The organism is Alteromonas sp. C1M14, from assembly GCF_018860965.1.
Classification (GTDB): domain Bacteria; phylum Pseudomonadota; class Gammaproteobacteria; order Enterobacterales; family Alteromonadaceae; genus Alteromonas.
The window spans coordinates 497,704-520,665 of sequence record NZ_JAHKQF010000008.1; the positions used below are offsets into that span (position 1 = coordinate 497,704).

Genomic DNA, 22,962 nt, shown 5'->3' on the forward strand with positions numbered 1-22,962 from the left:
AAAGAGGTTTTTTGTGGATAATCAGCAAAAGCTTACACAAACATTTGTTCAGGCTCTCGGGATCTCACCGGAACAGGTTACTGATGGATTAACCTACAATACCATCAAAGAATGGGATTCCACCGCCCACATGATCCTTATCGCTGAACTGGAAGATGCCTTCGAGGTGATGTTGGATACCGATGACATTATTGATATGAGTTCAGTGTCAAAAGCAAAAGACATTTTGGCTAAATATGATGTCCAATTCTGAATCCATGATCCTAAAAGGGGGCTCGGTACTGGTGACCGGTGCTACCGGAGATATTGGCCGCGCCATCGTTAACGAATGTGTCAGTGCTGGAGCCGCAGTCTTTGCGGCAGGGCGAAATGAAGATAAATTGTCTGCATTGGTAAATCAGTATGAGTCTCGGGTTATACCGTTAAATTATGATGTTACCGATGAAAAAGCAGTAAAAGATGCGTTTCGTCAAATTCAAATACAACAAAATCAACCCAATGTTGGGCCGCTGATGGGGCTGGTAAATAATGCCGGCGTCATGAAAGAAGCCCCGTTGTCGGTAAGTGCCATGGATGGGTTAAAAGCCCAACTAAATGTGAATTTTTTAGCCCCTTATCAACATATGCAATTAGCGAGTCGACTGATGGCTCGCCATCGGCATGGCAGTATTGTGAATATAGGGTCTCAGGTGGGCGAGCAAGGCAGTAGTGGGTTAAGTGCTTATGGTGCGAGTAAAGCGGCATTAAGCGGTGCAAGCCGTTCGCTAGCTAAAGAACTGGCTGCGGTGGGGATTCGTGTCAATACGGTGGCCCCTGGTTTTATCAATACCGAATTAACCGCACATTTTGACGACGAGGCGCGTCAAGACATTGAGTCCCGTATTGCCATGCGACGCTCTGGCAGAGCTGGCGATGTTGCGCGGGCAGTGGTGTTTTTATTGTCAAAACAATCCGCGTATACCACTGGACATGTGTTGCCGGTGGATGGGTTGTTTTATCCGTGAAAGCCGGGTTTTGGGGCACCATTGACGCCCATTCGCCCGCCAGTGTTGGGGTGATCACTGACCATGACAGTATTACTTATGGTAAGTTGCTTTCCTATGTGGAAAGTTGGCAACACACACTCACTGTCGCCGGTTACCGCCCGCTAATCGCACTAAGCATGGAAAATAGCATCTCAGCTATTGCCTGTTACCTCGCATGTCTTCGTTTAGCCTACCCTGTGATCATATTCAACCCAGCCCTTGGCGTTCAGGGGAGGCAGCTTTTAGCTCAACGCCTCAACCCCAATATTTGGGTGGAAGGAGAGCAGTTAACCGAACGTCATGTTAGCCCTGTGTCTACACACCAAGACCTAGCCGTGCTTTTGACCACTTCCGGGTCTACCGGTGGGGGAAAATATGTGGCTTTGTCTTATCAAAATTTGCACAGCAATGCCACGGCCATTTGCCAGTACCTTCCTATTGTGTCATCGGATATTGCGTTATGTACCATGCCGTTATCTTATTCTTATGGGTTGTCCGTGTTAAATACCCATTTGCTAAAAGGGGCGGCGATTCGCCTAACCCAAACCACGGTGATGGATAAAGCATTCTGGACTTTGTTAACCCAGACGCCGGTGACCTCGATGTCTGGTGTGCCATCCTTCTATGAAATGTTGTTACGACTTCGTTTTACCCGCAATACCTTGCCAGCATTGCGTTATTTTACCCAGGCGGGGGGGAAACTGGCTGAAAATTATATTCACACCTTGGCGGACTATGCCGATAACAGCCAAAAGGGCTTTTATGTTATGTACGGTCAAACTGAGGCAACGGCACGTATGGCCTATTTACCGCCAGAAAAACTGAAACGTAAACCCGGCTCTATTGGTCAGGCAATACCCGGTGGAAAGTTCACCCTGTTAAATAAAGACGGTGGCCTTATTTCCACTGCCAATGAGGTGGGAGAACTGATTTATGAAGGGGACAATGTGATGTTGGGGTATTGTGAGGATCACGCCGATCTTAGCACGCTTGCAGCGCGTCCTTTTTTGGCAACCGGTGATCTCGCTTATCAAGATGAAGACGGTGACTTTTACCTATGCGGCCGTTTAAAACGGATCATTAAGTTGTTTGGTGAGCGTTTGAACCTTGATGGCCTTGAAAGTTTATTTGCGCAACAGGGCATACAGGCCAAAGCAACGGGAGAAGACAACCTGCTAATTCTGGCCTGCGAATCAGGCAGTAAAAGGCGAGCCCAAGCATTGTTAGATGAATGGGTATCTTGCCCACCGCGAGCAAAAGTGCTGATTGAGGTTTCTGACTGGCCCTTATTAGCAAATGGTAAGCCCAACTATCAAGCGTTACTTGAGCAAGGAAAAGGATAAAATGAGCGGGCAAGCCATCGCGGATGATTATCAATCATGCCTTAATGAATTGTTGGCGCAGCCGGTTTACGGCATGACGCAGCGTGAGAAAAGTAACAAGTTGCGGGCAATCATGGCATATTTACATCAGCACCATCTTACTGGATGCGCCGCTTATGGAGCGCTGTTTGCCGATTATCCCAATCACTTTACCTGCTACGAACAATTGCCTTATTTGGCTGTGCGATTGTTTAAATTGCAACGGTTAGCCAGTATCCCTGAAGCCGATGTATTTCGAGAATTGCGCTCCTCTGGTACCACTGGGCAAACCCCTGCGCGGGTGATCCTCGATAAAGCTACCAGTGCCCGGCAAAGCAAAGCCTTAGTCACCATTATGCAGCAATTTATCGGTAAGCAGCGATTACCCATGCTCATTATCGATTCCCCGGAGATATTAAAGTCACCTGACCTGTCTGCACGAGGAGCGGGTATTCAAGGAATGGCCTTTTTTGGCCGTGACCATACCTATGCACTCAATGCCGATATGTCGTTAAACACCCAGGCGGTGGCAGCCTTTGTTGCTAAACATAAAGGAAAGCCCGTACTGTTGTTCGGGTTTACCTTTATGGTGTGGTTGCACTTTGTGAAAGCCATAGAAAGAAGCGGCATCCATGTGGATTTGTCACAAGGCATTTTAATTCACAGTGGTGGCTGGAAAAAACTGGTGGATCAACAAGTCACCAACGAGACTTTCAAGCGCACTATTCGTTCATTAACAGGCCTGACTCGCATTCATAATTTTTATGGTATGGCCGAACAGGTAGGTAGCGTATTTGTTGAGTGCGAGCACGGACATTTACATGCCCCGTCACTGGCGGATGTGATGGTGCGTTGCCCCTATACCCTTGAACCTTTACCCCACGGCAAAACCGGATTACTTCACGTGATATCGGCATTACCCACCAGTTACCCCGGTTACAGCATTCTTACCGAAGATATGGGCAGTATTATTGGTGAGGACGATTGCCCCTGTGGCCGAAAAGGCCGGTATTTTTCCATTGCCGGTCGGTTACCAAAAACCGAGATCCGCGGATGCAGCGATACGGCAGGTACATTGTGAATATTGAGCAAGTATTACCCTTTAGACAGTCTATTGCCGCAAACTCGTTAGCGGCAATTAGTGCCCCCAATACCCTTGTAGGCCACAAAACAACGCTGGATTTTATCGATGCATTATCTGGCGCATTACTTCGAAATACAGTCTGTAAAGCTTTTCCTGATTTAGTCGCGTTGGGGTTTTGGTTACGTCGCGCCAATATACAAAAAGTATTAACTACCCTGGCCGATGGCGTGTATAAGCCTGTGGGGCTAGTGGTGCATTATACCCCTGCCAATGTGGATACCATGTTTGTGTACAGCTGGGTGTGTGCACTGCTGATGGGAAACCGTAACATTGTGCGCTTGTCTAGTCGTCATAGTGAAGCGCAGCAATTGTTACTTGCTGTGATGGAAGAGGTATTTCGCCTACCCGAGTATGCCCAAGTGGCTAACGCCAACCAATTTGTCCATTTTGAACGCCATCATCCAGATAGCGGGGCAATTAGCCTTCTGGCCGATGCTAGAGTGCTCTGGGGCGGCGATGACAGTGTCAAAGCAATCCGGGCATTACCGTGTAAACCGCGATGTCGGGATATTAGTTTTGCCGACCGCTACTCGGCGGCATTTATCGACTTTCATCATATTTTCGAGAATAAGAAAGTCGCAGAGTTATTATGGCGTGAGTGTGAACCTTTTGAGCAACAGGCGTGTTCTTCTCCCCGCCTGTTGTTTTGGCGGGGCGAAGATATCCATTGGACTCGCTTTGTAAATGCTTTAGCGGCACAGGCTCAATCGGCAGCGCCGTCCATCACCCGTAAAAATGAGCAATTAATTTATAACCAATGGTGTCAAAGCGAAGATCTGCTAGATAACGCTGAACAGGCTGGAGCACTCAATCTTGCCCATGTTAAACAGTGGCATCCGGATCTTATTCAACGTCACGTGGGGCAGTATACGGTGTGTTGTATTCGGGTGGATAGGCTTGAAGCATTGCTCGATTATGATGATGCAAGATGGCAAACCCTATCTTACGCGGGTGTCAGTAAAGACTTACTTATCAAGGTTTTCGGTAGTGCGCCGATAGAAGGAATAGACAGAATGGTTCCACTGGGAAATGCATTGACGTTTTCACCCCAGTGGGATGGGTATGAATTATTAAGCCAACTGGCCCGTCGCGTGGTATTTGCATGAAGTTATCGGTGATTGTTCCCGCTTACAATCTGGAAAACTATATTGAAGCCTGCTTGCGCTCAGCGCTTGAGCAGCGCGTTACGGCACCCTTTGAGGTAATCGTATGTGATGATGCCTCAACGGACAATACTGCTGAGATTATTGGCTCGTTAGAGAAAACCTTTCCCCACTTAAAAGCCATCATTAAAAATGATAATGGGGGGCTGGCAAAGAATATGAAAACCTTACTTAACGAGGCCCGTGGTGAATATATTGCCTACTTAGATGGCGATGATCTCGCGCTGCCCGGTAAGCTGCAAACCCAGATAGATTATCTGGATAGTCACCCCGATTGTCAGATGGTTTTTCATGAATCTGATATGTTTGATTCTGATACCGATGCATCCATTCGCCTTTATAGTCAGTCGTTTTACAACTGGTCTTATATTCCTGAACACTCTGATATTACCCATTTAATACGGTATGGCACCTATATGCAGGCCAGCAGTGTGATGTTTCGTCGTCATGATTTTCTAACCCAGACGGTGGCTGAAAACTGCCAAATTATTCTCGATTATCCTTTTTATGTGTTAAACGCAGGCTTTCTTAATGCCAGAATCGACTTTATCCCTAAGGTGCTAGGGCGCTATCGAATTCATAGCAATAGTTTTGGTGCCCAAACCCAACGAAGTGCCGTGCGACGGGAACAAAGCTTGGCGGATATCTGTTTATCGTGTGAATTAGCTGCACAGTTTGATGTGGAGGATGCGGTGATCAAGGCGGGGATCGCCCATCATCAGTTTGCCGCGGCCTTGTATTTTCTGTTTAAAAATAACAGTGAAAAGTTTCGATTTTGGATCCGAGAATCGGCTAAACAGGGCGTGTTTTTTGATCATCGTCACCGCATGGCATTTGAGCACTGCAATGAACCTGACTATGTAAAAAATACCCTAAGAGCGCAAGAAACATCATGAAGCCGTCCATTGCCGTTGTCATATGCAATTATAACAAGGTAGCTTACCTAAAAGGCTGCCTGAATTCGTTGTGGCCGGCAAAAAAGGCGTGGCCTGCCATGAAGGTGTTTGTGGTTGATAATGCCTCCACCGACGGTAGCCAGGATATGATCAGGCAACACTACGGTGAATGGGTGGAATTAATCGCTCTCACTGAGAACACCGGCGGTTCAGGGGGCTTCGCTCGTGGTATGCAGGCAGCGGTGGCATCGGGCTGTGAATACACCGCGCTACTGGATAACGACATCTTGTTAGATGAAGATACCATATCTTTGCTGGTTGATTACTTACAGCAGCATGACAGGGTAGGGGTGGCCGGGGCGAAAATCTGCACCATGGACAACCCGCAAAAGCTACAAGAACTGGGCGCCTTTATCGATTGGCAGCGTTTCGGCGTTAGCACACCGTTGAAAGGACATGACGATACTGACAGCCTACCGGATGTGGTCAATTGTGACTATGTGCCGGCCTGTTGTTTAGTTACCCGCACCCGTATTATTGAAAATGTGGGCACCTTTGATGAAGCCCATTTTATTTACTGGGATGACATGGATTGGTGTACCCGGGTAAAACAGGCTGGCCATGAAATTCACGCCATTCGTCAGGCCAGAGTGCGGCATAAAATGGGGGCGGTGAACGCCACCAATACCTTTAGTAATTATTATTTTGAGCGCAACCGTTTGCGTTTTTTTGCCAAGTATTTGTCTGTGGAAAAGTTTACTCACTTTGCTGAAAAACGCTGTCAGGAATTAGCCCAGCAAGCATTTTTTGCGTATAGAAAAGGGCAGTCAACCCAAGCCGTGAGTGCACAATCCGCGCTACTGGATTTTGCCGCCGGGAATTGGTTTAGCCAGCCAGATGCGGTTTTGCCTAAAGCTGAATACTCCTTTATTAACCAATTACCCAAAGTGCCTTTTTATCGTGTTTATGGCGAAAATGAGCTGCTTTGTTCTCAGGTAGTTGGCGAATTGCAAAAAAACAGGTTGCCCATTATTTCAGATAATGCAGTGAAAAAAGCAGCCGATGAAGTTATTAATATCTGGGTGGTGGAGCACCTTCTAGACGTTGATGATGAGGAAGGTGATTACATAATCGACAGTTACTTTAACGTATGCCCGAAAGATACGTTAAATGAACTTAAAACAGTATATCAAGCATTTACAATGATTTTTGATGCCGTAGAAACTCCCGTCTTCTACCGCCAACTTATCACTGGTTATCAAGAGTTGCGTGGTTTCAATGCTAAATAATGAGGAAGTAATGACCCTATACCATCGTATTTTGGAACGCATAGATGATAAGCGTTTGGACATCATTACCCTAGATGTATTCGATACCATTGTCTTTCGACACGTGAACTATCCCACTGCATTATTCGAGAAAGTGGTGAGTGAGGTGCCTGCGCTGAATGGATTTTCAGGTGAAGACTATAGAGTGCTTCGAGAGCAGGCCGAGAGAGCGGCAAGAGAGCAAGCGTCGCATAAAGAAGATATTGTATTTGAAGAAATCTTTCAGTGCATGCCATTTGACACAGTAACGAAACAAACGCTTTTAGACGCTGAATTATTAGCAGAAAAAAACCATGCTATGGTCAATGAGTCTATGGTGGCAGTGATTGATACATTGTTAGCAAAAGGCGTGTCAGTTGCGTTGATATCAGATATGTACTTGTCGGAACAGCAAATTAAGGATACGTTCTTTTTCAATTGGCCTACGCTTTATAAGTTACCCCTGTTTGTTTCATCTGAATTTGGCAAAACTAAACATTCTGGCAGTTTGTTTAGATTACTGGCAAAAACGCAAGCATGGTCATTTAGTCGATGGTTACACATCGGCGATAACGAAAAGGCTGACGTCTCTTCGCCACATGCCATGGGTATTCAGACTCTGTATTTTCATCCTGCATTAGACACCCAGCGTATCACGGCAATAGAGTCGCAACATTTTCTGGCTGACACCCACTCATCGGCGACTCGATTGTTAGCGTCTTTACAGCAAGACGGGAATACACAAGTAGAACAAGTGGCGTTTGAAATTGGTGCATTTGTATGGGGTCCTGTTTTCGATGCTTTTACAGATTGGATCATTAAACAAAGTGATGCGTCTGGATGTAAACATATTCTTTGTTTGATGCGTGAGGGGTATTTATTTACGCCGTTGGTGAAAAGAAAATTGGAATTGCAGGGGCGCAAGGATATTAAAGTCTCGGCATTTTATGTCTCACGAAAATCTGCGTTTTGGCCTGGTATCGACACGTCTCAACCGCAGTGGCTAGAAAATGTGATGGATACACTAATGTTATATCGCGGATATACATTGAAAAATTTCATTAGAGATTTTCATCTGTCAGATGAGTTACTGTCTTTGCTAAACGGTGATCTTGAATTAAAAAATATCGAAAATTTATTTGTCGAGGGCGAAGCACTATATGCAAGACTAGTGCGAGAAGCGAAAGTACATACCACTCAGCTTGAGCACAAAATTGAGACTCAGCGTCGATTGTTAAAAACATATTTGAAACAGGTGACGTCAGCTAAGTATTCAGAATGTGCGGTGATAGATTTTGGCAACGGCGGCACGATTCAGCATAATCTTGAAGTGATATTGGGCGAGTCCGCTGGGGCTAATTTACTTTTTTACGCGTCCATACGCGCTTATCGCTTTGTTGAGAAAACGCTGTGCCGAGCGTTTATTTCACCGGGAACAGAACGCTTTCACGTGAGTAAAAAGCTTGCTCGTTCTCCTGAGTGCATCGAAGCATTATTACTGGGCGATAAAGGCTCTACCCTTAGCTATAAACAAAATAATGGCAACGTAGAACCTGTGTTAGCAAAAGGAATTACCGCTAACAAGGAACTATGCGAAAAGTTTTTATCCGGTTGCCTAAGCTTCGCTGAGAACGCCTTTAAACACGGAAAACCAGCCTTAGAAGCAGCGACCGTTCAGGCAATAGTGGCGAGATATATATTGATGCCCACGGATCTAGAAGCTTCACTGTTCACTCAATTATATCATCAAGACAATTTCGGCACAGATGGCGAATATACAGTTATTGATGAGGGCCAAAAACAGCTCATCAATCAATATGGTCTTGAAAAGTCTTTGTTTAAACTGACTGGAGATAAAGACTGGGAACTTGGAAATGTGCACTGGCCATCAGGTGTAATTGCGTTAATTGATAATGACTTTATTCCGCGATCATTGGGACTGCTAGATGCGGATAATCACTATCATGTTCAAATATTGATCAAAAAGTTGCTGAATTTAAAGTGGCATACAGTCAGTGTTTACGGTGCCGGTGAATTTTTCCGCGATATCTTACCGTTGCTCAAATCCAATGGGATCACGGTAGAGCGTGTAATTGACAGACGTGCTCAATCAGACGAATCAATCTCTGTGGCAGGCTATCGTGTGACGACAATCGAAGATGCGCTTTACCAGGGTTCTCGCCACATATTGATAACCTCTTATGCTTTTCGAGAGGAAATCGCCAACCGTATTATGCATGCTGCAGCCGAGCAAAAACTTGACAATGTTCAGATGATTAGTGTGTAGTTCTACAACTTTAAGAAACTGATTTATTAGTCATTTCTTGGCTATTACCATACACTTCAACAGTCTGACAACAATGACTATTAAATGACTTTAGAATCATAGGAAATCGTGCATGCTTAAAGATGTTAGAATTCATCTAGATATGGATGATGAGCTGCAGAACGCTCATGAGGTAAGGCTTGCAAGTCGAATTATGTCAAACTTGCGTAGAAACGAGGTGTCTTTTAAGACTTTCGTTCCTTCCCTTGTATCTAAAGTCAAACAAGCAAGAAGTCAAAATATTTCCGTTTTTGCGAACAAGTTCGGTCAACTCAATATTGTAGATTACAGTAAGGGCCGCACGTTTTATGGTCTTCAACCTAGTGAAGAAATAAAGGCCCAGTACAGACAAAAAAAAGCACAATGTACTTATTGCCGTTTTGAAGATGTAAAAGAAAGCCATACCGAAGATTCAGTATCTTTGTCTTCACTAAATGATTTAGTCGTTTTTCAGGAGCATTTAAAACAACCGCCGCTGCCTAAAAAAATTGATGTGATGGTAGTGCTAGGTATCGGCTTAGGCGAACATGTACGTTTGCTTATTGAAAATCACGATATTAAACACCTTATAATTTACGAGCCAGAACTCCAATATTTTCAGTGCTCTGTCTTAGCCATGGACTGGAACCCGTTGTTTAGTTTAGCTAAGAAAAAGGGAACGGGGCTGTATTTTCAGTTGGAAAATGACGGCAATACACTCATTGATGATATGGACGAACTGACTCAGTCTCATTCTGCTGATGGGTTCTTTTTATACCGTCACTACAATCAAAACGTGTTTAATTGTTTGGAACATGGATTGCTGACTGAAAATTGGTCCGCATTTCGTAAAAATGGCTTAGCTTCCTATCTACCGAAAAACAAAGACCACACCCTTTCTCCTTGGACGCCGCCAGTCTCTGTTGCTGACTATAATTTGCTTACAAATAAAGAGAGTGTGTTTACCAACAATATTGCAGCTTTTGAGCATTATTTTGCGGATATTGCAGAACAATTTAAAAACTATGTACCTGAATACTGGCTCCCGGTTACAGATCATGATGGAACTATAAACATAATTAGCCGCTTTTCATTAAATCCGTGGTATAGCACTCACCCTTTTGATGATGGGAAAATAAATCTCAATAATTTTGCTAGTTACCCTAATAAAGATGGGCTGGTGTTAGGGTACGAAGGCAAAAAGCTAAAGGACTATACCCATTTCCGTTTTGTTAAAAAAGCGCAAAAGCTGTTGGATAAAACAGAAGAAGAAGCTGGCGAACTGCCGGCAGTAATCAAGTCTCTGATTATGTTTGGTATCGGGCCGCAATTGTCTCTACTCATGGATGACTATTGCGTGGAAAAATTGTTTATTTGTGAGCCGAATAAAGACTTATTTTACGCATCATTATTTTACGTTGACTGGGCCGCCGCGCTAAAGAAAATTGATGATAGCAAGGGGCGGCTATACATTAACGTTGGTGATGATGGAACAAACTTATTTAAAGATTTGATCAGTCAGTTTTACTCTGTCGGGCCCTATATTCTTGCTAGTACTTATTTCTATCAGACCTACCATAACGAAGCATTGGTAAAAACCATCAGCCAACTGCGAGAGCAGTTGCAAGTGGTTATCGCCATGGGAGAGAACTTTGATCATGCCCGTCATGGTATCGCTCACACCCGAGAAACCATCAAGCGACAATATCCGTTATTGGAAAAAGCACCAGCTAGTAAACTAACTGGTATAGACAAAGATGTACCGGTTTTTATTGTGGGTAATGGACCGTCTTTAGATGATGCGATTGCAGCAATAAAAGAGTGGCAAGGTGCCGCTATTGTTGTTTCCTGTGGCACCGCGCTTATGCCTCTACATAGAAATGGAATTGTGCCTGATTTTCATGCTGAAATTGAGCAGAATCGTTCTACGTTTGACTGGTGCAGTCGTATTGGAGATTTTGATTACCTAAAGAAAATTAATTTAATTTCCTGTAATGGCATTCATCCTGACACCTGTGCTCTGTTTAACGATGTGTTTCTTGCATTTAAGGAAGGTGAATCATCCACGGTATCTACCTTAACTATTTTAGGGCGGGAAAATTACGAAGAACTGCAATTTGCATTTCCCACGGTTTCGAATTTTGTGATGAATATCATTACCTTGATTGGTTTTGAACAAATTTATCTGTTTGGGGTTGACCTTGGCTTTGTAGATAAAACTAAGCATCATTCTACGCAATCGGGGTATTACGATGCTAAAGGTGTGGAAAAGTACAGTTATCAAACTGAAAATAACACCGATATCGTGGTACCAGGTAATTTTGAGAAGTACGTCTATACCAAGTATGAATTTAAAGTTTCCAAAATCATCATCGAGCAGACCCTATCACAAGGTAATGTGGATTGCTTCAATACCAGCAATGGCGCGAAAATCGAAGGCGCTACGCCTTTGCCCGTGGATTTCATACTGATAACATCTAGTCCTGAGCAAAAGCACAAAACACTGCAAAAAATACAGCAACAGGTGTTTAAGCCGGTGACCAGCGGGGATGAATTCGAACAAGCCTTTATCCGTCATTTCGATGACACTGTGTTAGCTGATGAGTTGACCGGATTTATTGAGATAGTCAGTCGACCTTTTTCAAGCATCGAAGATGTTGATACTTTAACCGATAAACAAAAAGAGATGCTGTTTGAGTCGTATACTCGGGGTAACTCTTTATTGTTCTATTACCTGTATGGAACGGTTAATTACGCTAACTCACTGCTAAGCAAACTGTTACTTTCTTTAGTCACGAAATCAAAGCTACTGACCATGCTTAATGAATTAAGAGAAGTGTGGGCTGAAACTCTCAGTGAGATTAAGCGAGAAGTCGTTAACCATCCTTTTCAATACGATCATGTATCAAGTTTTTCCTATGAACGGGAAGAGGTGTTTTTAAAAACTAAAATTCCTCAATTAACGGTTAACTGTTTTCTATCAGAGCAAGAAACATACAAGTTAAATATTTTGGCGCGAAGAAGGGCAAAGCAAATCGGCTTATCTATCTGCAAGACACAGGAAGATGATAGCGCCATTGTTATCTTGCCAGAAAGCGCCGGCAAGCATTCAGCCCTTAATAGAAAAGCGAATGGGCATTGTATTGTCCAGTTAAGGCAGCTTCCAAAGCAGATAGAAAGTGAGTTGCTCCAGCAAAATGGCACCACCTATTTGTATACTCACCCCATGCTTGATTTACCCGCAGAGGCGTCGAAATACCTCGATGGTGAAGCGGTGTTATTTCACGACTATATGGCTACGACGGATCTTTTAAAAGCATGTTTCTTAGCCGATCATGGGAAGTTAATTATTCCAAAAATTTCCTATGTTTCTGAAACCGATGAAGTCCCAGAGAAAATACGGCAGTACGCCTTATCCCTTTTCGATGTGTTAAAAGCCGCGGATCAAATCATCAACTATCCCAATTATATTGTTGTACCGAAAAAGAAATATGCATGCGCTGCCCAAGTAAAAGACGATATGGGTAATCGAGGGCAAGTGTTAGACACAATATCCAATGAAAGCGTATTATTTATGGGCAATACAACGAAATATGAAGCACAAAAACAACTGGATAATTATGACAAGAATTGGTGGAAGGGAGCGCTCTGATAAAGTAAAGCTCATACTTTGAGCGCCACACAATCAAAAGTAATTTGATTAAAGAATTTCGATAAATTGTCGTTACACTTAGTACGAAACGCGCGAATAGATAGCGTGTCTTTTACTAATGTGTTGATGATTTCATGTCAATAGCCCAGGATTGAAAGTTGGTTATCAGTATGGCTCGTGCCTCGAATTTGAACGAATTTTTAAAAACAACGCAGTGTGTGATGCCACATTTTGCACTGTTAGATGCAGATTTTGACGATGTCTGTAATAGTCACTTTAACGGAAATTTGAGGTTGCACGATTCAGAATCGATAACCGAAGGTTCGTTTATATGTACAGAGGCTAGAATAAATGAATTTTTGGCCTGTTTTATCAGTAAGTACCAGTTTTTTGCTCATCAAAATATTTTCGTTACCGTTATTGGGTTGCAAGATAGTTCATCTTCCCAGTTAGACGTGGAATCGATGTTGTTTAATAACGGATTCCATGTGTCTGCTCACCAGTGGCAAACAAGGAACTATCATAATCTTGATGGTAACGCCGGTTATCAAACCACTACTTTTCGAAAAATCCCTCAGACCGAGCACAAGTTAACGTCGATGAGCAATTTGCTTATAGAGCGTGACTTGCATATGGATATGCTGAGGGAATGTTCGGGGCGTTCAGATGCTCATGTGTATCGTTACGTCTTTGCTGGATCATTTATACGACCCAATGATAAGGTTCTCGATTGTGCCTGTGGGTTAGGTTACGGCAGCTATATTCTTTCTTCCTTCAAAAATTGCCGACAAGTAACAGGGGTAGATATTTGTAAAGAGAGTGTCGGCTATGCAAATGATGTTTATGGCAGTGCTAAGTTGTCCTATCAGGCTGTAAACATAGACCATTTTGAACAGGCCGCTTTAGAGCAGTACGATCTTATCACTTCTTTTGAAACCATCGAACACGTGGTGGACTATCACGCATTTTTTAAGTTGTGTTTAACTCACCTAAAACCTGATGGCAGAGTGGTGGCTAGCGTACCCTATTTGTGGGTCGATGAGTCAGGTAAAGATCCAAATCCTTATCACTTCCACGAATTCGATTGGCAAAAATTCAAAGCCTTATTTCTACAATACGGCTTTATTATTGAAGCGCGACATCACCAGACAGCGCCCGGTGGGTTCAAATTAACGGACAGTCCGCGCAAATGGACCGAAGAAAATGTGGATGGTAGCGAATCAGAAACAGAGTGGTTAGTTATCGTTGCGACGCCTAATTTATCACATGAGTTATGGTCGGGCAGAATTACCGAGCCTTACACTAACCCCGAATATACAGCGCCGACGTTGCCGGTTTATGTGGATTTTAAGAATGGCTATGAAAACCCTTGGTTACACCGCCAGATAGTCCAAATCGGGCAACGAATTAAAAGTGATGATGTGCGCGGGGCTTACATCGAACAGCTACTTAAATCATCGAATGAAAGCCCGTTAATGCTTAGAACATTACAGGGCTATGCCTGCAAGCCAGATAAAGCGTGGTTCTGCGAGGTGGAGAAGCTTATTGATACTACTGAAGTGAGCGTCTTAAGCCATCATCCATTTAATCTGCGTTGGTTTACATCCTTAACATTTATACTTGCTAAACAATATTATGAATTAGGTGAATTTGCCAAGGCTACACATTATTTTCGTTTGCTGACAACGGTTGATACGTTTGATTTTTGTGCAATCTTGTCTGTTAAATCAATAGAAAGTTATTGGTATTTAGCAAAAATTTATATTTGGTCTGATGATAACGTAGCGGCCATGAAGTGTTTAACAACCGCAAAAAGTTTGATTCCAACTGTCAGCCAAGCGTTTCACAATTCGATTAATAATAGAGAAGATCTTGTCGCACCTTTTCTGTGGCCTGAAATGGCCGATATTTATGACGTGATCTCTGTAATAAACCAGCTTTATATAAAAATGCAGGTGGTTTCTGACAAGGTTTCGTTGCTATTTGACGCTGAATTTCTTGAACAAAATAAACGGTTCGGCTTAATTAATCTTGTGGACGAGTTGGTTAAACCTAAACAAGATGATGATCAGATTCAGCTACAAGCCATCGGCAAGTCATACGTTAACAAACTCATAGCGAAAGTGAAGCTTACTAACGTTAGACGTGGTGTCTACATTTGGGGTACTGGTATTGTTGCGAAAATGGTGTTTTTGAAATTAAAAGAAAATGCCATAACAGTAGATGGATTTATAGATAACTCGTCTAGTTCGCCAGTAACCTTTATGGAATTGCCTGTTTTTTCGCGTACCGATATAGCGTTTAAATCCATTTCTTTAATTTGCATTACTTCCGTAGGGTCTTCAGAGGAAATTGCCTCTTCGATTATGGATAGTGTTGACTGTGTTTTTATTTCCTAAATTATGTGGTTGTTTTAATTCTAATGATCACTGTTAGTTCGAAAATAAGTTTTTAATAGTTAGTTGATAAGGCGATGTACACCCATGCTTAAAAATATTAAAGAGAAAGTAGGTCGTCTAGTCCAGTCTGGCTTTACACAGTGCCCCGAATTGCCAGCTTTTGTAAAAGAAAGTGCTCATGATATCTATACTATTTCAGATGATGGTGATGCATTCGTATTGTATAACGAGCGTACTGCGACTGATAAATTAATAACACCTAAAATTATTAGCTTTTATACCGACGATAGTATTTACGCCAAGCGGGCGGAAGTTTTTCTACAATCTTTAAACGACCTGAAGATTGATAATTACTACGTTGAAAAAATAGAATCAGGTAAGAATTGGGAAGAAAATTGCAGCTACAAAGCTAAATTTATTGAAAAATGCCTTAAAGAATTCAAAGAGCCGGTTTTATGGATTGATATTGATACGGTAGTGAACGATATACCGTTAATACCGCAGTTAGCTGATTTTGCAATTCATTTATGGGATGGGTGGGAGTTTGCCACCGGTACCGTGTTTTTCAATTATACCGACGGTGGGTTGAAGTTAGTAAGTTGTTGGACGGATTTGGCAGCAACAAAACCGGTTTTATGGGACCAGATGCTTCTGGATGAGGCGTGGAGCCTGACTAGCCGCAAACATGACTTGGTGACATATTGGTTGGATAAAAGATATACCTATATTTATGACAGTGGCGCTGTGGAGCACCCCATTGTTACGCATCTGCAAGCCTCCAGAGATGTAGTGAAACTAAATAAACCAGAATACCCAGACAGTCTTACCCAGACTAGGCGCAAAAGACTCCCTAGTGAAGATAAGTATGACTTGTCGATTAATACCGAAACGAAGCTTAAAAAAACAAACGCTATAATTGAAATAGATGTAGATAACTTAGTGAGCTATTTACTTTCTATAAGACAAGAAAAACCGTTCAGTTTTATCCAAGTGGGTGCTATGGATGGTAAAAAGTTTGATCCCATTTTCCATCACGTAAGTGAGGCTATGAATGTAAAAGGGGTACTTTTAGAGCCTAATAGAGAAATGTTTGAGCAACTACGTATAAACTATAAAAATAAAGAAGGTCTTGAATTTCTTAACATGGCTATTGACTCAGTTTCAGGGTGCAGAGTGCTTCACAAAATCCCACAAAAACACATTGAATCAGGCGATATTCCAGAGTGGGCGTTAGGTATTTCTTCTTTCTATAATGATAGAAATGCGTTGGGTGGCAAGCAAATCGATGATGAAACTTTCGAAAAATTAAGAGCCATGATGGTAGAAGAAAGTGTTGAATGCACGACCTTTGATACGCTACTCGGAAAGGACCATTTTGCCTATTTAGATCTCTTGCAAATTGATACCGAAGGCCATGATTGGCAGGTGTTGTCTACCTTTCCCATAGATGTTATTAAGCCATTGGTGATTAATTTTGAGTATTACAATATGCCCCAAGCAGAAATACATGCTGCTCTTGAGTGGTTAGATACCAATGGCTACTTTTGGAGCCGTAATCACAAAGACGTGACGGCCACATTGCTTAGGATCAGACGAAATGATTGAGCTTGATGTATATATTGCATCTATGGGGCGGTCAGGAAGTACTGCGTTAGCAAATTTTTTAACGGATCCACAAAAACAGCAATACATTTTTGTTGAACCTGATATTGTCAACGGTCCGAATGCGGTCTTTTTTGATCAGCTCCGAGATTTCCAGTTGCAAGATCAATCTCACCTTGGTGAATTTGATTTTTCAAACCTCCGTAACGCTGGGGCGAAGGTTGGCGTGAAAGAAGTAAAATGTAGTTTTCACAATCAAATGGGGACGTTGTTCAAAGCAGACAAAACGATTATAACGTGCAGAAGTATCGACAACGTTTATTTAAGTTTGTTAGAAAAACATCGACTACAACAACTTGCACTCGATGATGCTTGGGCTTTTGACTATTGCGTACGGGAAGCCAACGGACTGGTGATGTTTGCACAAAAGTTTCCCATTGATTATGTAGTGAAGTACGAAGATTTTTCTACCTCACAGGGGGTACGGGATACATTAAGCGATAAGTTAAATTTTGTTGGCGGTGGAGAAGTCGATCGAGGCTTTGTTAATTACGGCAGGAAATTTGAAGCTGATATGTATGCAGGACATATATCGAGCAGAAAGACACCTTATCAAACTATTACTGAAACTGATATTCGTCGGGCTTCACAGTTACAAGCTCTGTGCAGTGAATACCAGCATTGCTTTGGCTATGATTGAAATTCAACCAGCGGCGTAAATCCATTACTGGTTAAATTGATATGTTCAATATGGGAAAAGTAAAAGCCAATAGATCCTCAAAAAACGATGCTGGAGGCAAAATTATAAGCTACACTTTGCAAAGAACAGGAGGATCTTATGATTAATTTTAACAGCGACGCTTCGTCGAACTCGACGCTTTTACAACAGGTTCAGGAAAAACAAACCAGCCTGCTGGAGAAACTCGCGTCCGGTAAAGAAGTTAATAGCGCAGCAGATGGTGCTGCGGCGCAACAAATCATAGATCGTCTCACCTCACAGGTGGAAGGTAATCGTCAAGCCATTAGCAATGCCTATGACGGAATTTCCCTAGCTCAGGTTGCAGAAAGTGGTCTTTCTGGCATTAACGATGATGTGTCTCGGATACGAGAACTTACCTTACAAGCCGGTAACGGTATATTAAACGATGCCGATCGTCAGGCTATTCAGTCTGAAATTACCCAATTGCAGGATAATATTAGTCAGACCATAGAACAGACGAACTTTGCCGGTAAGCCGTTATTAAGTAGTGATGGTGAAATCAGTTTTCAGGTGGGCGCTAACCCGGATCAAAAAGTTGGCGTCGATACCTCAGATGTGGGCAGCAGTCTGTCTGATATCTTAAATATTGATATTACTTCTGGGGATGTGGATTTGGCATTGGACGCTGCTGATGCGGCGCTAGAAACCGTGGGGGCGGCCCAAGGGGGTCTTGGTGCTACCCAGAATCAGCTAGCAAGCACTGCGCGAAGTTTAAGTGAAGCAGACGTGAATGCCACTGCCGCACGTGGCCGTATTCAAGATCTTGATTATGCACAAGCAATTAGCCAACAAGTGACTAATGATGTACTTGGTCAATCCGCAATCAGTATGCAAACACAAGCGAACCAACAACAAGGTCAGGTACTTGCACTTCTCAGTTAAAGTACGTAACAATAGAAATGTAATTCTTAAAAAGCAGGTTTGCCTGCTTTTTTTATGAATTTGAAAAATCTACAGTTGCTTAGCGATCTTTTACCGCTACAATCATATAGATGCGCTAAACTGTAAATAATAAAAATGCGTTCTCGAGGAATCGATGAAGGAAATTCTGCTCGTTAGTGACAACGGCGAACTCATTCAAAAACTAGAAACCGTCATCACATTTATGGGTGAGACGTGTTATGGGCAAGGTTTTGCCAATAGCCAACGTTATTTGAATACTCACAGCGTAGAGGCTGTACTTGTTGATTATGAGAGTGCCGAACAGGCCATTGGCCTGATAGCTGAGTTCCCACATATCCCATTTATCGCCATTCAATCTAAAGATGGCATGATAGCGCCAAACTGTAATTTAGTGAGTACAGCCACACTCCCTGTTACTTATCCTGTTCTTACCCAGGCCATTCATCGTTGTCAGGAATATTCCCGTCTTCGTCCTGGGAATTTAAAAACGACAGGGCTGAAAACCCGTTTGTTTCGCAGTTTGGTTGGCCGCAGTCAACAGATCCAAACCGTACGTCAATTGGTAGAACAGGTGGCGCCTACGGATGCAACCGTCCTTATTCTGGGGGAATCTGGTACCGGCAAAGAGGTTATTGCCCGCAACGTGCATTTTATGTCTGCACGTAAGGATGGCCCCTTTATTCCAGTGAATTGCGGTGCAATCCCCGGTGAATTATTAGAAAGTGAATTATTCGGTCATGAAAAAGGTGCCTTTACGGGGGCCATCAGTGCACGCAAAGGGCGTTTTGAATTGGCAGAAGGCGGCACACTTTTCCTAGACGAAATTGGCGATATGCCCTTGCAGATGCAGGTTAAATTACTTCGTGTTTTGCAAGAGCGCACTTTTGAACGGGTAGGGGGGCATACACCCATTCGCGCTAATGTACGCATCATTGCCGCCACTCACCGTGATTTAGAAACCATGATCCGTAATGATAAGTTCCGTGAGGATTTATACTACCGGCTTAATGTGTTTCCTATCGATAGCCCGGCACTGCGTGATAGGCGGGAAGATATTCCCTTGCTATTGCAAGAGCTCATTAGTCGTATTCAAGGCGATGGCGTGGCCGTGGTACGTTTCACAGAAATGGCAATTTCGTCACTGATGGAACATGATTGGGCTGGGAATGTTCGCGAGTTGTCCAACTTGGTCGAGCGATTAAGTATTCTTTATCCAGACCACATTGTGGATATTCAAGATCTTCCCCCTAAATATCAGTACGGCGATGTGCAGGTGTATGAACCGGATTACCCCGAAGAATTGTTAGAGCGAGATGCCTTCAATGCGCTATTTGCCGAATCTGCAGCATCAGAAGCGGCCCATGAGCCGGCTGATAGCGCGAGTTCAAAAGGGTATAAAGATGATTATTCAGACTCCCAATTACCCGCTGAAGGCGTGAACCTTAAAGAGTATCTGTCAGAGCTTGAAATTAACCTCATTATCCAAGCTCTAGAGCAACAAGAATGGGTGGTCGCCCGGGCAGCGGACAAACTGGGTATGCGTAGAACCACGCTGGTGGAAAAAATGCGCAAATACGATATTCAGCGTGAAGAGTCGGTATCGTCAGATAATTGACTGTAACTTATCGCTGAGTAATCTTGTAACTCATTGTTTTTAAATTGAAATAAATATGGCATAGGTCGTGCATTAACCCTAGTAAGACGTAACGTCTGCTTTTTGACGAGGGTTAATATGATCTATGACAGCCACGGCGCTAATGCCGAACGGCATTCCACTTCTGTTCCGTTTACACCGTATTACGGTGCTTCTGAAACGCCTGTACTTTCTGTGGGCGAAGAAGACGTGGAGTCGTTAAAAAAGCAAGCAAGCCGCTTATCTCACCTGTTACAAGTGATGCCTGCGGGCGTTATTGTTATTGACGGTCAGGGGATTGTTCGTCAAGCCAACGAACAAGCGCGGGAACTTCTAGGCGAACCTCTTGAAGACGAATTGTGGCGAACCATCATTGCCCGTTCATTTAAACCTCGGGCCGATGATGGTCACGAAGTCTCCTTAATTGACGGGCGACGGGTAAAACTATCGATTACCCCGCTTAACAATGAACCTGGCCAACTTATCGTACTTACGGATTTAACCGAGACTCGGGAATTACAAGCTCGGGTGGGCCACATGCAGCGCTTATCTGCACTGGGTAAAATGGTTGCATCCCTTGCCCATCAAATTCGTACACCTTTATCTGCCGCCATGCTTTATGCTGCCAATCTTCAGCAAAAGCGTTTGGGAGAAACGGCCACGTTAAATTTCGCCCAAAAGCTATCTCATCGTCTTAAAGAATTGGAAAGCCAGGTGAACGATATGTTGTTGTTTGCCAAATCCGGAGACGATCAGGTTGTCACCACGATCACCATGGACGCACTTCGACAAGCCATCGAACCCACTGCACATACGATGCTGGAAAGTGCGGGGCAGGCCTTAGTTCTAAACGGTTTTGATGCCAAATATACCATCACGGGTAATATGACGGCGTTGCAAGGGGCGGTTCTAAATCTCATTCACAATGCTTCGCAGGTCAGTGAGAAAGACTGTGTGATTGAAGTGAATGTGGTACAGGCTGGCCGCAATATTGCCCTGTCAGTCATTGATGATGGGCCCGGCATTTCGCCTAATATTCAGCAAAAAATATTTGAACCCTTTTTTACCACCAAGACCCATGGCACAGGCTTGGGCCTTGCCGTCGTTAAATCGGTGGTGCACGCCCACAAGGGCCAGTTAGGTGTGACCAATTTAGAAGGCAGAGGGGCGTGTTTTACACTATCTCTACCTATTAGTCGTCATTCAAATTCACAATTTCACCCTGATGTAACAGGAGAGCAAGTATGACTCACTCTACCATACTCATCGTTGAAGACGATGCAGGACTGCGCGAAGCGCTTAAAGATACCCTCTTATTAGCGGATTATCGTGTGGTGGCTGCACAAAGTGCCGAGGATGCACTGATTCAATTATCTGGCACCGCCGTGGATTTAGTGGTCAGTGATATCCAGATGGGGGAAATGAATGGGTTAACACTGCTTAAGAACATTAAAAATCGTTATCCCCAATTGCCGGTATTACTCATGACCGCCTATGCCACTATTGACGATGCGGTATTGGCGATGCGTGAGGGAGCAACCGATTATTTATCCAAGCCTTTTGCACCTGAAGTGTTGTTGAATTTAGTGAGTCGATATGCGCCGGCGCAAAAAGTAGAGTCGCGTACCCCCATTGCCGCCGATCCTAGTAGCCAAAACCTGCTTGAATTGTCTCGAAAAGTAGCAGGAACGGATGCCACAGTAATGGTCTTGGGCCCAAGTGGTTCGGGTAAAGAAGTGCTATCCCGCTATATTCATGATCAGTCTGCTCGGGCAAAAGACGCGTTTATCGCCATTAACTGTGCGGCGATCCCGGAAAATATGCTTGAAGCTACCCTTTTCGGTTATGAAAAAGGGGCATTCACAGGGGCGGTGCAAGCTTGTCCAGGTAAATTCGAGCAAGCTCAGGGGGGCACCATCCTGCTTGATGAAATCACGGAAATGGATTTGGCTTTACAAGCTAAGCTATTGCGGGTTTTACAAGAAAAAGAGGTTGAGCGACTAGGCGGTAGAAAAACCATTTCGCTGGACGTTCGCGTTATTGCAACCAGTAACCGTGATTTACGCCAAGCGGTTAGTGCCGGCGATTTCCGCGAGGATTTGTATTATCGATTAAATGTCTTTCCTATTGTTTGGATGCCATTGAGCCAGCGTCCCGGTGATATTGTCCCGTTGGCCGAACACCTCATTAGCCGTCATCGTGGGCAGCAACATAAAGGGATTAAATTATCAGCAGCGGCGCGAAATAAGCTCACCCAGTATGATTGGCCAGGCAATGTAAGAGAGCTGGAAAATGTCATTCAGCGCGCGCTAATTTTATGCAATGGTGAAAGTATCGACTCTTCGGATCTCATGATCGATATGGCAGCCACCTTAGCCAGTCATCAAATAAATAACGATGTAGAGCCAGAAGATGATAGCAAATTAGGGTCGGAATTACGCCATCAAGAACATCAAATCATTCTAGATACTTTGCAACTGTGTAATGGTAAACGCAAAGATGTGGCCGAAAAGCTAGGTATTAGCCCCCGCACGTTACGCTATAAACTGGCACGAATGCGTGAAGAGGGTATTGATGTACCCGCCTAACCGACACCTTAAAAAGGCCACATCGGTTTAGTGCGACACTGTTCTTCAAGCCACGATTTTCTGTCGTGGCTTTTTATTACCCTATCAAATACCCCGTCATTAATTTGGCATGCTTTCTAACCTATTGAAATTAATGGATTATAAAAGTTGGTATTACTCTTGCTGTAGAGTAAATAACACCCAGTCGTCAGACAAGAATCTGACCATTAGCATCAATCAGGAGA

Annotated in this window: 16 protein-coding genes; all 16 read left to right on the plus strand. The window is 43.6% G+C overall.

Annotated features, from left to right (window positions below; genetic code table 11):
* Positions 1-13: 13 nt before the first annotated feature.
* The 16 genes from KO501_RS06905 to KO501_RS06980 all read left to right on the plus strand — a co-directional run bounded on the left by KO501_RS06905 (position 14) and on the right by KO501_RS06980 (position 22,738).
* A complete protein-coding gene (locus KO501_RS06905) occupies positions 14-253 on the plus strand; it encodes an acyl carrier protein (protein ID WP_216028898.1) in 240 nt (79 codons plus the stop codon).
* A complete protein-coding gene (locus KO501_RS06910; protein WP_216028899.1) occupies positions 237-1,004 on the plus strand; it encodes an SDR family oxidoreductase in 768 nt (255 codons plus the stop codon). The genes KO501_RS06905 and KO501_RS06910 overlap by 17 nt, the downstream gene beginning before the upstream one ends.
* Entirely contained in the window at positions 1,001-2,368 is a 1,368-nt protein-coding gene (locus KO501_RS06915; protein ID WP_216028900.1) for an AMP-binding protein, read from the plus strand. The genes KO501_RS06910 and KO501_RS06915 overlap by 4 nt, the downstream gene beginning before the upstream one ends.
* A gap of 1 nt (position 2,369) precedes the next feature.
* On the plus strand, positions 2,370-3,467 hold the full coding sequence (locus KO501_RS06920; RefSeq protein ID WP_216028901.1) for an acyl-protein synthetase: 1,098 nt from the start codon (positions 2,370-2,372) through the stop codon (positions 3,465-3,467).
* Positions 3,464-4,636: an acyl-CoA reductase gene (locus KO501_RS06925; protein WP_216028902.1), complete on the plus strand. Its 1,173-nt coding sequence runs from the start codon at positions 3,464-3,466 to the stop codon at positions 4,634-4,636. The genes KO501_RS06920 and KO501_RS06925 overlap by 4 nt, the downstream gene beginning before the upstream one ends.
* Positions 4,633-5,589 carry a glycosyltransferase family A protein gene (locus KO501_RS06930; protein ID WP_216028903.1) on the plus strand — a complete coding sequence of 319 codons (957 nt, stop codon included), beginning with the start codon at positions 4,633-4,635 and terminating at the stop codon, positions 5,587-5,589. Before KO501_RS06925 ends, KO501_RS06930 begins: the two co-directional genes overlap by 4 nt.
* Positions 5,586-6,878 carry a glycosyltransferase family 2 protein gene (locus KO501_RS06935; RefSeq protein ID WP_216028904.1) on the plus strand — a complete coding sequence of 431 codons (1,293 nt, stop codon included), beginning with the start codon at positions 5,586-5,588 and terminating at the stop codon, positions 6,876-6,878. Before KO501_RS06930 ends, KO501_RS06935 begins: the two co-directional genes overlap by 4 nt.
* The gene (locus KO501_RS06940) at positions 6,868-9,183 is read left to right on the plus strand and encodes a hypothetical protein (protein ID WP_216028905.1); all 2,316 of its coding nucleotides are present in this window, start codon (positions 6,868-6,870) and stop codon (positions 9,181-9,183) included. The genes KO501_RS06935 and KO501_RS06940 overlap by 11 nt, the downstream gene beginning before the upstream one ends.
* 112 nt (positions 9,184-9,295) lie before the next feature.
* Positions 9,296-12,853 (plus strand): 6-hydroxymethylpterin diphosphokinase MptE-like protein, encoded by a 3,558-nt coding sequence (locus KO501_RS06945; RefSeq protein WP_216028906.1) that lies wholly within the window; start codon positions 9,296-9,298, stop codon positions 12,851-12,853.
* A 170-nt stretch (positions 12,854-13,023) separates the two neighbouring features.
* A complete protein-coding gene (locus KO501_RS06950; RefSeq protein WP_216028907.1) occupies positions 13,024-15,252 on the plus strand; it encodes a class I SAM-dependent methyltransferase in 2,229 nt (742 codons plus the stop codon).
* Between the two features lie 84 nt (positions 15,253-15,336).
* The gene (locus tag KO501_RS06955) at positions 15,337-16,857 is read left to right on the plus strand and encodes an FkbM family methyltransferase (RefSeq protein WP_216028908.1); all 1,521 of its coding nucleotides are present in this window, start codon (positions 15,337-15,339) and stop codon (positions 16,855-16,857) included.
* Complete coding sequence (locus KO501_RS06960) at positions 16,850-17,554, plus strand: hypothetical protein (RefSeq protein ID WP_216028909.1); 705 nt, start codon at positions 16,850-16,852, stop codon at positions 17,552-17,554. The genes KO501_RS06955 and KO501_RS06960 overlap by 8 nt, the downstream gene beginning before the upstream one ends.
* 138 nt (positions 17,555-17,692) lie before the next feature.
* The gene (locus KO501_RS06965) at positions 17,693-18,496 is read left to right on the plus strand and encodes a flagellin (protein WP_216028910.1); all 804 of its coding nucleotides are present in this window, start codon (positions 17,693-17,695) and stop codon (positions 18,494-18,496) included.
* 154 nt (positions 18,497-18,650) lie between these two features.
* Positions 18,651-20,132, plus strand: a complete 1,482-nt coding sequence (locus KO501_RS06970; RefSeq protein WP_216028911.1) for a sigma-54-dependent Fis family transcriptional regulator — start codon at positions 18,651-18,653, stop codon at positions 20,130-20,132.
* 117 nt (positions 20,133-20,249) lie between these two features.
* Complete coding sequence (locus KO501_RS06975) at positions 20,250-21,398, plus strand: ATP-binding protein (RefSeq protein ID WP_216028912.1); 1,149 nt, start codon at positions 20,250-20,252, stop codon at positions 21,396-21,398.
* A complete protein-coding gene (locus KO501_RS06980; RefSeq protein ID WP_216028913.1) occupies positions 21,395-22,738 on the plus strand; it encodes a sigma-54 dependent transcriptional regulator in 1,344 nt (447 codons plus the stop codon). The genes KO501_RS06975 and KO501_RS06980 overlap by 4 nt, the downstream gene beginning before the upstream one ends.
* Positions 22,739-22,962 lie beyond the last annotated feature (224 nt).